10 protein-coding genes are annotated in these 13,359 nt (G+C 60.6%); 6 read left to right on the plus strand and 4 right to left on the minus strand.

Annotated elements, in window-relative coordinates:
- The first annotated feature begins 15 nt into the window (after positions 1-15).
- From NQ519_RS13460 to NQ519_RS13475, 4 genes are all read left to right on the plus strand, one after another.
- A complete protein-coding gene (locus NQ519_RS13460) occupies positions 16-1,446 on the plus strand; it encodes an MFS transporter (protein WP_019150637.1) in 1,431 nt (476 codons plus the stop codon).
- Positions 1,447-1,465: 19 nt separating this feature from the next.
- On the plus strand, positions 1,466-2,923 hold the full coding sequence (locus NQ519_RS13465) for a tagaturonate reductase (protein ID WP_019150636.1): 1,458 nt from the start codon (positions 1,466-1,468) through the stop codon (positions 2,921-2,923).
- Between the two features lie 139 nt (positions 2,924-3,062).
- The gene (locus tag NQ519_RS13470) at positions 3,063-4,553 is read left to right on the plus strand and encodes a UxaA family hydrolase (RefSeq protein WP_019150635.1); all 1,491 of its coding nucleotides are present in this window, start codon (positions 3,063-3,065) and stop codon (positions 4,551-4,553) included.
- Positions 4,554-4,560: 7 nt separating this feature from the next.
- Positions 4,561-5,682 (plus strand): pectinesterase family protein, encoded by a 1,122-nt coding sequence (locus tag NQ519_RS13475; RefSeq protein WP_019150634.1) that lies wholly within the window; start codon positions 4,561-4,563, stop codon positions 5,680-5,682.
- 14 nt (positions 5,683-5,696) lie between these two features.
- Here the strand turns inward: NQ519_RS13475 and NQ519_RS13480 are convergent, their stop codons facing one another.
- Both NQ519_RS13480 and NQ519_RS13485 read right to left on the minus strand, forming a co-directional pair.
- Positions 5,697-8,411, minus strand: a complete 2,715-nt coding sequence (locus NQ519_RS13480) for a fimbrillin family protein (RefSeq protein WP_147513174.1) — start codon at positions 8,409-8,411, stop codon at positions 5,697-5,699.
- Between the two features lie 60 nt (positions 8,412-8,471).
- Positions 8,472-9,797, minus strand: coding sequence for an MATE family efflux transporter (locus NQ519_RS13485; protein WP_019150632.1), 1,326 nt, complete (start codon positions 9,795-9,797; stop codon positions 8,472-8,474).
- A gap of 142 nt (positions 9,798-9,939) precedes the next feature.
- On the opposite strand from NQ519_RS13485, the gene NQ519_RS13490 reads away from it, so the two are divergent.
- The gene (locus NQ519_RS13490) at positions 9,940-11,238 is read left to right on the plus strand and encodes a pseudouridine synthase (protein ID WP_019150631.1); all 1,299 of its coding nucleotides are present in this window, start codon (positions 9,940-9,942) and stop codon (positions 11,236-11,238) included.
- A 151-nt stretch (positions 11,239-11,389) separates the two neighbouring features.
- Here the strand turns inward: NQ519_RS13490 and NQ519_RS13495 are convergent, their stop codons facing one another.
- The gene (locus tag NQ519_RS13495; protein ID WP_019150630.1) at positions 11,390-12,016 is read right to left on the minus strand and encodes a nitroreductase family protein; all 627 of its coding nucleotides are present in this window, start codon (positions 12,014-12,016) and stop codon (positions 11,390-11,392) included.
- A 118-nt stretch (positions 12,017-12,134) separates the two neighbouring features.
- On the opposite strand from NQ519_RS13495, the gene NQ519_RS13500 reads away from it, so the two are divergent.
- The gene (locus NQ519_RS13500; RefSeq protein ID WP_019150629.1) at positions 12,135-13,010 is read left to right on the plus strand and encodes an AraC family transcriptional regulator; all 876 of its coding nucleotides are present in this window, start codon (positions 12,135-12,137) and stop codon (positions 13,008-13,010) included.
- Here the strand turns inward: NQ519_RS13500 and NQ519_RS13505 are convergent.
- Complete coding sequence (locus NQ519_RS13505) at positions 13,001-13,339, minus strand: cupin domain-containing protein (RefSeq protein WP_019150628.1); 339 nt, start codon at positions 13,337-13,339, stop codon at positions 13,001-13,003. The two genes, NQ519_RS13500 and NQ519_RS13505, sit on opposite strands and share 10 nt — an antisense overlap.
- Positions 13,340-13,359: the final 20 nt, after the last annotated feature.

The following is a 13,359-nucleotide window of genomic DNA, read 5'->3' on the forward strand; positions in this document are numbered from 1 at the left end:
ACTCTCGCTGGGAAGATGACGCAGTACCGCTGGGTCATCTGTGCGATGCTCTTCTTCGCAACGACCGTTAATTACCTCGACCGTCAGGTGCTTTCGCTGACGTGGGACGAATTCATCAAACCCGAATTCCACTGGAACGAGTACCATTACGGACTCATCACTTCGATCTTCTCGATCGTCTATGCCGTCTGCATGCTCTTCGCCGGGCGTTTCATCGACTGGATGGGCACCAAGAAAGGTTATCTGTGGGCCATCGGCGTCTGGTCGCTGGGCGCCTGTCTGCACGCTCTTTGCGGCGTGGCCACCGAGGCGTGGGTAGGGCTTCCCAATGCCGCCGCGCTGCGCGCCGTCGAGGCCGGCTCGGCCGTGGCCGCGACCATCGCTATGGTCAGCATGTATTTCTTCATCGCCGCACGCTGCATCCTCGCTCTGGGTGAGGCGGGCAACTTCCCCGCAGCCATCAAGGTGACCGCCGAGTACTTCCCCAAGAAGGACCGCGCCTATGCCACCTCGATCTTCAACGCCGGAGCTTCGATCGGCGCGCTGTTCGCTCCGCTGACCATTCCGCTGCTGGCCAAGGCTTGGGGCTGGGAGATGGCTTTCATCGTGATCGGCGCCCTGGGCTTCGTCTGGATGGGTTTCTGGGTCTTCATGTACAAGAAGCCGTCGGAGCACCCGAGGGTGAACGCCGCCGAGCTGGAGTATATCGAGCAGGACAAACACGAGGTCATCGACGGCGCCGTCGCCAAGGAGGAGACGGAGGACGAGTGCCCGAAGATGTCGTTCTGGAAAACCCTTTCGTTCAAGCAGACCTGGGCTTTCGCCTTCGGTAAGTTCATGACCGACGGCGTGTGGTGGTTCTTCCTCTTCTGGACCCCCTCGTATCTCAATTCGCAGTTCGGGATCAAGATGTCCGAGGGGCTGGGCGTGGCGCTGATCTTCACGCTCTATGCGATCACGATGCTTTCGATCTACGGCGGCAAGCTCCCGACGATCATCATCAACAAGACGGGTCTGAACCCCTATGCGGCCCGCATGCGCGCCATGCTGATCTTCGCGTTCTTCCCGCTGCTGGTGCTGCTGGCTCAGCCTCTGGGCACCATTTCGCCGTGGTTCCCGATCATCCTGATCGGTATCGGCGGCGCGGCGCACCAGTCGTGGTCGGCCAACATCTTCTCCACGGTGGGCGACATGTTCCCCAAGTCGGCGATCGCCACCGTGACGGGCATCGGCGGCATGGCCGGAGGTGTCGGCTCGATGATCCTGCAATGGTTCGCCGGATGGCTGTTCGTGCATGCCGAGGAGACCAATATGACCTACATGGGCTTCGAGGGAAAACCCGCCGGATATTTCGTCGTCTTCTGCATCTGCGCCGTGGCTTACCTCGTCGGCTGGATCGTGATGAAGACGCTGGTTCCGAAATACAAGCCTATCGTATTGGAGTAATATAAAAAACTGACATACAATGATTAAGCAACTGAACAAGTCGGCCGTGGAAAAGGCCGTCCGTCCCGTCCGCATCCTGCAATTCGGCGAAGGGAACTTTCTGAGGGCCTTCGTGGACTGGCAGATCGACATCGCCAACGAGAAGGGCGTCATGGATGCCGGAGTGGCTGTATGCCAGCCGATTATCGACCCCGAGCACAAGGTGCTGGGGATGATCGACCTGATGCACAGGCAGGACAACATGTACCACGTCTATCTGGAGGGCATCGAGAACAAGCAGCCCAAAAAGGACGTGCGGCTGGTGAAGAGCGTCATGGACTCGTTCAATCCCTATGTGGACTATGCGACCTACGAGCGTTATTTCCTCTCCCCGGAGCTGAAGATCACCATTTCGAACACCACCGAGGCGGGCATCCGCTACGAGGAGGGCGACGACCTGACGGCCGAGCCTCCGAAGTCGTACCCCGCGAAAATGACGGCGCTGCTGTACAAACGTTTCAAGCATTTCAACGGCGATCCGACCAAAGGTCTGTGCATCATCTGCTGCGAGCTGATCGAGAACAACGGTTCGACGCTCTACGAATACGTCATCCGGCACGCCGAGTATAACAAGCTAGGCTCCGATTTCATCGACTGGGTCGAAAAGAACTGCCACTTCTGCGACACGCTCGTGGACCGCATCGTGCCGGGATTTCCGCGCGAGCAGATCGACGAGATCAAGGAGGAGATCGGCTACGACGACAACCTCGTGGTGAAGGCCGAGTTGTACCACCTGTGGGCCATCGGCGGCCCGGGCTACAAGGAGGTGATGAAGGAGCTGCCGTTGGACAAGGCGGGTCTGCATGTGATCTTCATGCCTTCGATCAAACAGTTCCGCGACAAGAAGGTCCGCATTCTGAACGGTTCGCACACGGGCATGGTGTCCATCGCCCTGCAAATGGGCTGTGAGACGGTCATGGACGCTTTCAACACCCCTGCGATCGAGCGGTTCATCAACGACATGGTCGCCGAGGAGGTGATTCCGATGATCGAGGAGGACCAGGACGAGTTGAAGCGCTTCGCCGCCGGGATTCTGGAGCGTTTCTACAACCCCTTTATCAAGCACATGCTCCGTTCCATCTCGCTCAATTCGCTGTCGAAGTGGGAGGCGCGCAACTATCCGACCGTCCGGGACAACTGGTTCAAGGCGCAGCGCATCGCCGCGCGCGAGTGCTTCACCTTCGCGGCGCTGATGACCCTTTACAGTCCCAAGAGCGGTTTCGAGCCCGACGATACGAAAGAGTTCGTGGAGTACATCCGTGCCAACTGGGATTCGGCCGATGTCGAGGCCACGATCTCGAAGATCGTAAAGGAGAGCGGCATCTTCACCGTCGATTTCTCGGAGGTTCCGGGATTCGTCCCGACCGTTGCGGGTTATGTCCGCGACATCGAGGCGTTGGGCATGAAGGATGCTTTGAAGAAGTTTTTAGGAGAGTAACCAGTCAGCTGCTCCGGTGTGGCGTTTCGGACGCTTCATGTCACGGCCTCCGGCCGTGTTTGCAAGTCTGACCCACCCCCAAACCCCCGCCTCGGCGGGGGCTTTATGGGAGCCGGACGTGCGGGATCATTTTATCGATATGAAACGATTTCTGAAAATCAATGCCGCGGACAATGTCGCCGTCGCGCTGGCCGACGACCTGCACAAGGGCGAGACGGTCGAGGTAGACGGCGTCGGCGTGACGCTTCGGGACGACATCGCCCGGGGGCACAAGTTCGCCCTGCGCGACATCGCCGCGGGCGAGAACGTCGTGAAATACGGCTATCCGATCGGCCACGCCACGGAGGATATTCCGCAGGGCGGGTGGATTCACTCCCACAACCTGAAAACCAACCTCCGCGACGACCTCGAATACACCTATGCCCCGAAGGTCTACGATGTGGCGTATCCCCGGCGCGACGCGAAGGTGATGGGCTACCTGCGCAAGAACGGTGCGATGGGCATCCGCAACGAGCTGTGGATCGTGCCTTCGGTGGGGTGCGTCAACGGACAGGCGCAGGCCATCGCGGAGCGCGTGAAGCGCGAGTGCGACTGCTCGCACCTCGACGACGTGCGGGTCTACACCCATAATTACGGCTGTTCGCAGCTGGGCGACGACCATGCCAACACGCAGAAGGCGCTGGCGGCTTTGGTGAAGCACCCCAATGCGGGCGCCGTGCTGGTGCTGGGCCTCGGGTGCGAGAACAACCAGGTGTCGGCCCTGAAGGAGGTGATCGGCGAGTGGGACGACGAGCGGGTGAAATTCCTGATCGCCCAGGAGGTCGAGGACGAAATCGAGGCCGGATTCGAAATCTGCCGCGGGCTGGTCGAAAAGACGAAAAGCGATAAACGCCAGCCGCTTCCGCTCTCCTACCTCAAAGTGGGGTTGAAGTGCGGCGGTTCGGATGGTTTTTCGGGCATCACGGCCAATCCGCTGGTGGGGTTGTTCTCCGACTGGCTGATCGCGCAGGGCGGGACCACGGTGCTGACGGAGGTTCCCGAGATGTTCGGCGCCGAAACGATCCTGATGGACCGCGCCGCGGACCGCACGGTCTTCGACGAAACGGTCTGCCTGATCAACGATTTCAAGCACTATTTCCGCAAGTTCGACCAGCCGATCTACGAGAACCCCTCGCCGGGCAACAAGAAGGGCGGCATCACGACGCTCGAAGAGAAGTCGTTGGGATGCGTGCAGAAGGGCGGGGCGCAGCCCGTCGTCGATGTGCTGAACTACGCCCGGCCGGTCACGAAACCGGGGCTGAACCTCTTGCAGGCTCCGGGCAACGACTTGGTGGCCGCTTCGGCGCTGGCCCTGTCGGGCTGCCAGCTGGTGCTCTTCACCACGGGGCGCGGCACGCCGTTCGGGGCTTTCGTGCCGACGATGAAGATTTCGACCAACACCCGGCTTTCGGAGTTCAAGGCCAACTGGATCGACTTCAACGCCGGAACGCTGGTCGAGGACGAGGAGCCGCAGGCCGTGCTGGAACGCTTCATCGACAAGGTGCTGGCGACGGCCGACGGCGAGCACCTGAAGCACGAAAAGACGGGTTTCAAGGAGATCGCCATCTTCAAGACGGGCGTAACGCTCTGACGGCGCCATGCTGCGTTCGGCGATACTGATGATTCTGCTCTGCCGGGGCCTTTGGGCCTCGGCAGAGACGGTTTATACCGTCGATTGCAACGGCGGCGGGGATTTCCGGACCATTCAGGCGTGCTTCGACGCCCTGCCGTCGAAACCCGCGGAGTGGCGCACGGTGCGGATCATGCCCGGCACTTACCGCGAGAAAGTGACGCTCGACGTTTACAAGGACAAGGTCGTCGTGGTCGGGTGCGGGAAATATCCCGACGACGTGCGGCTGGTCTGGGACGACCATTCCGGCAAGGTCGTCGATAGCCGGGAGCTGACCACCTACGACAGCTATACCTTTTCGGTGCAGGCCGACGACGTGCTGCTGCACAACCTCGAAGTCTGCAACGACGCCGGGAGGGTGGGGCAGGCCGTGGCGCTCGAAACGCGCGGCGACCGCATCTGGATCGACGGCTGCCGCTTGATCGGCAATCAGGACACCTTCTTCACGAAAGGATATGTCTCGCGCGTGTTTGTCACGGACTCCTACATCGAGGGTACGACGGATTTCATCTTCGGGCCCTCCATCGTCGAGTTCGTGCATTGCACCATCCATTGCAAGGCCGACAGCTTCATCACGGCGGCTTCGACCACCGAGCGCAACAAATACGGATATGTCTTTACCCATTGTCTCGTGACGGCCGCCGAAGGGGTGACGCGGGTTTACCTCGGGCGTCCGTGGAAATCCACGGCCCGGACGGTGTGGCTGATGTGCGAACTGCCCGGGGCGATTTGCCCCGAAGGGTGGCGCGACTGGCACGACGCGGCCCGTAAGGGCGACGTGTTTTACGCCGAATTCGGCTGTTACGGTCCGGGCGCCGACCGTTCGGGACGTGTGGCCTGGTCGCGGGAGCTTACCGTCGGGGAGGCCGTCGATGATTATTGGTTTCCGCGGCCCGGGCAGGGCATTTTTTCGAAAAAGACCGGTTCGGAGGCATTCCGGGCCGATTGGTGCCCCGGGAGCGATACCCCTACGGACGTTCTTCCGTTTATCGAGTATCGGATGGACCGCCGGATGGAAGCGACGTTTGGCAAGATGAAAGAGTATCTCGACAAACGGCGTGCGGCTGAAAGAGCGTCTGCGGGCGAATAGTTGCCCGCAGACATTCATTTCTCGCGCACGGGGCGCACGGGCAATGCTCCGGAAAGGTCGGTGGTCTGCATTTCGGCCCTGTCCGTCAGATGGAATACCTGCGCGCGCGTTCCGGTTGCCGGAACCGCCGTCCAGTAACGGGTCTCCTGACCCATTCCCTCTCCCCGTCCGCTTCCGGACCGCTGTCCTACCGCCCGGAAAAGGATCGTCCGGTCATCGTCGTGCTGCACGGCCGAGCAATAGAACCGGAAATTCCGGAATCCGGAGGTTTCCGACGGTCCCTTTGCCGTGTTCGCGGCATCGAACGACGCGAAGGCTCCCGAGGCGGGCACCGTGTATCCGACGGGCGAGGGATCGTAAATCGTCTTCACGACTTCGTAATCGCGCACCGACGTTTCGAACCCGTTGGCTGCGGCGTTCCACAAATGCCAGTAAGAGGCGCCGCCGAACCAGCCGTACGAATCGCTGTAAAACACATACGGAGTTTGTATCGCCTCTGAGAGCTTGGTGCTTCCGTTCACGATCTCGTATCTGTCCGGATAGGTCGTCTTGTCGCTGTTGTCCGTATTCAGGGCCGGCATCGGGTCCTTGCGCCCGAACTGGAAATAGGGCTGGCTGCCGGGGGAGGCGGTTTCGTATGCCTGCTGGCGAATCGTGAATGTCTTGCCGTCCGTCTGCGGCTCGTGCCCCGTCTGGGTGATGCGCACCTGCACGTCGCGCGGTCGATAAATGTCGATCAGATCGTTGCTGTACCACCCGATGTTGACGGGCAGAAAGTCGTAATGGGTTCCATTGGCCGTTTCTACCGGGACATAATCGTCGAGCCGCTGCCCGGTCACCCAGATATGCCAGCTCCATACAAGGGTGCTGTTTGCGTTGTCTTCGGCATACAGGGCGATCACGCAGTTGCCCTGGCGGATCGTTCCGGCCTCCACCTCGAAAGCGATGTACTGTACGTTTTTTCCGAGCATGTTTCCCTGCGCGGGGGATACTCCGACGTTCTTCACGAGATTGTTCTCGTCCTGCCACAGAATCGCGGCCCTGAATGTACGGTCGGACGTGATGAACGGAGATTGGATGTCTCTCGAAACGCAGTCCCAGAATGGAAGATCCATACCCCATTCTCCGGCTTTCTTTGCGTAGGCTTCCTGATTGTCTGCGCCGTTGCGTATCGCATTGCCGTAGATCAGCGGGAAGCGGTACGTGCCCGGCGCATTGACCACATAGCAGTTGGCCGTGTTGACAGGCGTCGTGCCGCCTGCCGTGGAGAGGTCGTAGTCCGTCACGGCCTCCGCCGTCCGCAGCGACGTGTTCGGGTCTATCGTTTCGTCGATCGGCTTGGAGCCGACCGCAGCTTCGTATTTCACCTCCTCCACGCTGCCTTCGGCCTGATCCGTGAATCCGGTCACCCATTCGGGACACCGGGAGGTCCAGGTCTTTCCGCCGTCGGTCGAGAATTCGGCGGACCATGCCAGCGGCGTCGGGGGAAGCTCTTCGGTCTGCCCGGCCTTGACGCGCTCCGCTTTGCGGTAACTCCGGACGGCATAGGCCGCCGTTCCGCCCCGGTGAGTCAGCACGATGTCGTCGGTCGGCACCTCCAGAATATCCTCCGTCGTGATTTTCGACGACGAAAGGTTGTAGACGACCGTTTTGCCTATGGGCCATTCGGTGCCTCCGATGTCGGCCGTCATCGTTTGCAGCTCCTCTTCGCCGGGAAGCGTGTATTCGATCACGATCTGCGCATCGGCGGGCAGCGTCTGCGGCGGCAGCATGAATACGCCGTCGGCATCGGTGAGTTCGTGGCCCGGTTCGGCGTATCCCGGATTCTCCTTGTCTTCGGGGAGGTCTCCGGTCTCGGGCGCGAGCGCATCGGTGTAGGAACGGACCGCGGGGTCGAGCGTCCATGCGACCGCCGGAGTCCCGGACCCGGCGCCTGCCGCATTCACCCGGAAGGAGCCTTTGTAACGGACGTTCCTGAGCGAGATCGACCGGATATTGCGCAGCTCCATGCCCGTGGCCGTCGTGCTGACGCGGAATCGGATCGCCGTGAGCACGTGTTTGAAGACGAGCGGAACTCCCGTCTTTTCGTAGTCCGCGCCGGTGACTCCCGCAATCGAGGCGATCAGCAGGTCCTGCTGCTTTTGCAGGTCGGGGTCGGTTTCGTAAACGAACGATCCGGCGGGGTCCGACGGTGGGGTGAGGTTGTCGGCCGGATCGGGAACGCAGGCGATGAATCCGAGTTTCTGCCCCGCATACCAGCGCCAGTAATACCGTTCCGAAGGCTCCCAGCGGCCGTTTTCCCGAAGGGCGATCTCTTCGCCGGACATCACGTCGAACGATGCGGCGTCCGTGTCCGTATAACTGTAAGCCCACATCCGGAACGACGCGGGGAAGTCGTCGGTTTCGGTTTGCGTGCCGCGGGTCGCGGCATGCGGTGCTGCGCCGAATCCGTCGGTCGTCGATACGTCGAGATGGAACGGCCGGTCGCCGCCCAGCAGTTCCGCCGTGAAGCCGCGGTCTTCCTGCGCGAGGACGCCGCCCGTGCGCGTGGAGGCTCCCTGCACCGGGCCGAGGCCGTCCCAGCCGTTGCGGACCGTCACCGCGAAGCCGATCGAGCCGTCGCCCGGCGCAGAGGCGGATTCCGGCGCGTCTTTCGTACAGGACCCGGCGAAGGCTCCCGCCGCAAACAGTACGGCGATGCTGAGTCCTGTTCGTGTCATACTTTTCATATCGTTCGTTTTCAACAGTCGTTTTTGCCGGTCGGGACATGCCCGGGTCCGGCGGCGGTGTCAGACGGCGGCTTTTGCGAGGATGCTCTTCAGACGGCGGGTCATGAAGTACTGGATCACGCCGCGCAGGAACATGTAGAGCGTGAAGGCCAGCCAGAGGGCGTTGTTGCCGATCAGCGGGTGGCAGGCGTAGTAGATGGCGAAGTAGGCCGCCGTGGACCAGAACATCGAGTCGCGCATGACGCGCGTTTCGGTGGCTCCGACCATGATGCCGTCCATGATGAAGGGCATGGCCGAGGCGACGGGGATCAGGATGATCCAGACGATGTAGCGTCCCGCCAGCTCCTCGATCACCGCGGCGTTGGGCGCCGAGGAGTCCACGAACACGCCCACCAGGTCGCGCCACCAGACGAGGTAGATGCCCACGAAAACCACCGACACGAGCGTTCCCCAGAAGATGCACTTCCGCAGGCAGTCGCGCAGCGACACGCTGTCGCGGGCGCCGATGAACCGGCCCGTGAGCGCCTCCGCGGCGTAGGCGAAGCCGTCGTTCATGTAGGAGAAGAGCGTGAACAGCTGCAACAGCAGGGTGTTCACGGCCAGCAGCGCGGGATCGCCCATGCGGGCCGACGCCCCGGTGAAGAAGGTGTAGACGGCCACGATGCAGAACGTGCGGAGGATGATGTCGCGGTTGATGATGAAAAAGGTTTTCAGGGGTTTGAAGTCCAGCACCTCGGACCAGTTGACCGAGGTGAGCAGCTGCCGGTATTTGAGCGTGAGCAGCAGCGACGAGAGCCCCACGCCCGTCCATTGGGCGATGACCGAGGCGTAGGCGATGCCCACGATGCCCATGTCCATTCCGAATGCGAACCACAGGCTGCAAAGGATGTGCACGACGTTGACCGTGATGGCCGTCAGCATCGGGAAGACGGCGTTCTGCATCCCCGTGAACCAGCCGTTGAAGCCGAAGAGGATGATGCCCGCCGGTACGGCCCAGATGCGGGCGTAGAAATAGTCGCGGGTCATCTGGCTGCCGTTCATGGCCCACAGCGCCAGTTCGCCCAGCGGGTATTGCAGCAGGACCATCAGCGCGCCCATCACGGCCGCCACCGACAGCGCCCGGACCAGCATGTTGGTGCATTCGCGGAAGTTGCCGGCTCCGAACGCCTGGGCCGTGAGGCCGCTGGTGCCCATGCGGACGAACGAACAGTTCCAGTAGATGAAGTTGAAGATCGACACGCCGATGGCCAGCGCGCCGATCGTGGCGGCGGAATCGGCGCCCCAGTGCCCTGCGATGGCTGTCGAGACGATGCCCATGAGGGGTACGGTGATGTTCGAGACGATATTGGGGAGCGCGATGCGCAGTATTTCGCGGTTCATGGTCATAACGGGTGCAAAGATAAGGCAAAAGCGGCAAATTTGCGGTCCGGTTCCGCTTTTATCTTCAATTCGGGCACGCAATGTGTTGTTATCCCCGAAACTTGCACTATCTTTGCCCCGACACTTTGATATTAGTAGAACAGAAACGATGAAAGATCCCAAAAACGACTCGACCCCGGTGCTCGAGCGCTTCGGACGCGACAAGCGCAAGCGCACCGTAATTGCTACGGCGGAGCGTGTCGAGCGTCGCCCGCGTTTGCAGCGAGATGCTGCCGATTCGGAGCAGCCGTCCCGTGACCGTCAGCCCGAACGCCGGGCTTCGTACAACCCGCATTTCACGGCCGACAACCGCCCGCTTTTCGAACGTCCGCACCGCGAGGAGGGCGACCGTCCCCGCCGCAATTTCGATGACAGCGACCGTCCGCGCCACGCCTTCGACGGCGACAAGCCCCACCGTACGTTCGGGGACAAACCCCGCACGTTCGGCGATAAGCCCCGTTACGACACCGACCGCCCCCGCCGTGAGGAGGGGGAGCGTCCCCGCCGGACATTCGGCGAAAAACCCGCTTTCGGGGAGAAGAAATCCGGCCCCAAGAAGTTCGGGGATAAGAAATTCGGCGACAAGAAATTCGCCGGCCGCAAATTCAGCGACAAACCCTATAAGCCCGGCGGATTCCGCAAGCAGGACGACAAGCCGGCTTCGTATCCGAAATACGATCCGGTGAAGCAGACGGGCGAAATGCGCCTGAACCGTTTCCTCGCCCAGTCGGGCATCTGCTCGCGCCGCGAGGCCGACGACTTCATCACGGCGGGCCTCGTGTCGGTCAACGGACAGGTCGTCACCGTGCTGGGCACCAAGGTGCTGCCCACCGACGAGGTGAAGTTCAACGACAGCCGCGTGCAGGGCGAGAAGAAAGTCTACCTGGTGCTGAACAAGCCCAAGGGCTATGTCACCTCGCTCGACGATCCCCATGCCGGAAAGACGGTGATGGAGTTGGTGAAGGGCGCCTGCACGGAGCGCATCTATCCCGTGGGGCGTCTGGACAAAAACAGCCTCGGATTGCTGCTGTTCACCAACGACGGCGACCTCACGAAGCAGCTCACGCACCCCTCGTACCGGAAGAAGAAGATCTATCAGGTGACGCTCGACAAGCCGCTGACGCGCGCCGACATGGACCGTATCGCCGAGGGCGTCACGCTCGAAGACGGCGAGATTTTCGCCGACGAGATCTCCTATGTCAAGGAGAACAAGCAGGAGATAGGCATCGAGATCCACTCGGGCCGCAACCGCATCGTGCGCCGCATCTTCGAGTTCCTGGGTTACACGGTCACGAAACTCGACCGTGTCTACTACGCGGGTCTGACGAAGAAGAACCTCAAACGCGGAGCCTGGCGGTTCCTGACGCGCGAGGAGGTCGAGCGGCTGAAATCCGGCCAATACGAATAGAGGAAAAGGCGGTTCCGGCCGGACCGCCTTTGAAAACGAAGTTCGGAAATAGCTGCGTGACGATTCGGTGACGCAGCTATTTTCTGTTGTTCGGGCCGGACGGCATGAAGCCGGATTTCGCCGCCGGTAGCGGCATAGCTCCTTTCCGCCGTTACCAGACGTTCGTGTGTATTCTATCCCCGATGTCGATTTCCTTCTGCTTGGGCCGGAATGCGTCGGCGGCGGGATAGCCCATTGTCAGCAGGCAGATGAACTCGTAGTCTTCGGGAGCGCCTACGATCTCCTTGATTTTTTCCGCTTCGTCGCCCACGGGAATGTGGAACACGGTTCCCAACCCCTCGGCGGTGGCGGCCAGCAGCATGTTTTCCAAGGCGCACCATGCGGATGCGAAGTAGTTGAGCGAACTTTGCTCGACGGGTTTCAGCAGCGGGCTTTGTTTCTGGCGGAAGAAGGGCAGAATGAGCAGCCCGCTCTGCATCAGCATACGCTGTTGTTTGGGCAGGGCGTCGGCGAACATCGCCATTTTGTCCTTGTCGCCCGATTCATCCGCTTCATGCACCAGCTTCTTGAACGCAGCCATGTTCTTGGCGAGCGGGTCGATTATTGGGGCGATGTTTTCGCGTCCGCGCACCACGACGAATTCAAGCTGGCGCAGATGGTCGTTGGTCGGGGCTTTGAATGCCGCGCCGATCACTCTTTTCAGAATTTCATCGCTCACCTCGCGGTCGGAGTAGTCGCGGCAGGTGCGGCGTTTCTCCAGTGCTTCGTACAGTTCCATAACGTCGGGATTTAAGTCTTGTTTTTTGTTTCCGGTTGCAAAGTTACGCCGCTTTGTTGTCTTGTGTTTGTTTTATTGTTTCATATATTTGTCGTATATTTGTGCTTTCTCGGATTTTATGGAAGATACCGCCGTACCGTACGAACTGCCCGAAGCGGAGAATCATTCGTTTTTCTTCATCGACCAGCGGGTGGAACCGAGCCTCGAAGCCAAGCTGCACCGCCACGATGCGTGGGAGTTGTATTACGTCGTTCACGGACGGGGCCGCCGAATGGCAGGCGATACGTTGCAGTCCTTTGCGGCGGGCGACGTGGCGTTGATCCCGCCGTCGATGCTCCATCGCTGGGAGTATGCGCCCGGCAGCGCGGACAAGGACGGATGCGTGCGTTATCTGATGGTGGCTTTCAGCCATTCGCTGATAGAGCGGTGCGTGGAGGCGTTCCCCGAATTGAGGAACCGGCTGGCGGGTGTTACTTTTCCGACCGATGCCCTGAGATTCGGGCCGGAAAGTTCGCGGGCGATCCGTAAGGCATTGTCCGAAATGAACGGATCGGACGAACTGGGGCGTCTGAGCGCAATGCTCCGCCTGCTGCCCGTCATCTTTACCTCCTCCGACCGTGCGTTCGCCGGAAAGCCGATGCGCATCGAGCGGGACGTGCGGCGGATGCAGCAGATCTGCGCATACGTGATGAAGCACTACGTTCATCCCATTGCTTTGGACGACATCGCGGCGGAGGTGGGGATGAACCGTTCGGCGTTCTGCTCCTGCTTCAAGCGGTGCAAGGGGATGACCTTTTCGCAGTTCGTTACGCAATATCGGCTGAATACGGCTTGCGAGTTGCTGAAGCACTCGCAGAAAAACGTGTCGGAAATCTGCTGCATGGTCGGGTTCAGCGACCTGCCGCATTTCGTGAGGGTGTTTACCCGCACGATGGGCGTGTCGCCCTCCAGATACAGGAAGCGATTCCGGGCCGCAGCGAGTGTTTACAGATAATCTTCCCGTTGCGGCGTGAAAACATCTATCACCTCGCCGCCTTCCATGACCTCGAACGAATGCGGCGTGCCGCCCGGTATGGCATAGCTGTCGCCCGCATGGAGCAGCACGTCGATCTGCTTGTCCGGAAGCTCCGCTTTCAAGCGGTATTCGCCCGATATGACATAGCCGCACTGTTCGTGCGGATGCTGGTGCGTCGTGGCGAAATTGCCTTTCACATAATTCATCTTGGCGACCATCGACCTTTCGCCCACGGCGAGCGAATCCAGCGAAACTCCCTTGAATTCGCGTTTCAGCGCCTCTTCTTTTCTGACTACGATTTTCTGCATGTTGATATTATTTTATGATG

The organism is Alistipes senegalensis JC50 (genome assembly GCF_025145645.1).
Classification (GTDB): domain Bacteria; phylum Bacteroidota; class Bacteroidia; order Bacteroidales; family Rikenellaceae; genus Alistipes; species Alistipes senegalensis.

Excerpts from the sequence above, each read along its gene's own strand:
- NQ519_RS13460 (WP_019150637.1), top strand. The coding sequence starts at position 16 with ATGACGCAGTACCGCTGGGTCATCTGTGCGATGCTCTTCTTCGCAACG.
- NQ519_RS13465 (WP_019150636.1), top strand. The coding sequence starts at position 1,466 with ATGATTAAGCAACTGAACAAGTCGGCCGTGGAAAAGGCCGTCCGTCCC.
- NQ519_RS13470 (WP_019150635.1), top strand. The coding sequence starts at position 3,063 with ATGAAACGATTTCTGAAAATCAATGCCGCGGACAATGTCGCCGTCGCG.
- NQ519_RS13475 (WP_019150634.1), top strand. The coding sequence starts at position 4,561 with ATGCTGCGTTCGGCGATACTGATGATTCTGCTCTGCCGGGGCCTTTGG.
- NQ519_RS13480 (WP_147513174.1), bottom strand. The coding sequence starts at position 8,411 with ATGAAAAGTATGACACGAACAGGACTCAGCATCGCCGTACTGTTTGCG.
- NQ519_RS13485 (WP_019150632.1), bottom strand. The coding sequence starts at position 9,797 with ATGACCATGAACCGCGAAATACTGCGCATCGCGCTCCCCAATATCGTC.
- NQ519_RS13490 (WP_019150631.1), top strand. The coding sequence starts at position 9,940 with ATGAAAGATCCCAAAAACGACTCGACCCCGGTGCTCGAGCGCTTCGGA.
- NQ519_RS13495 (WP_019150630.1), bottom strand. The coding sequence starts at position 12,016 with ATGGAACTGTACGAAGCACTGGAGAAACGCCGCACCTGCCGCGACTAC.
- NQ519_RS13500 (WP_019150629.1), top strand. The coding sequence starts at position 12,135 with ATGGAAGATACCGCCGTACCGTACGAACTGCCCGAAGCGGAGAATCAT.
- NQ519_RS13505 (WP_019150628.1), bottom strand. The coding sequence starts at position 13,339 with ATGCAGAAAATCGTAGTCAGAAAAGAAGAGGCGCTGAAACGCGAATTC.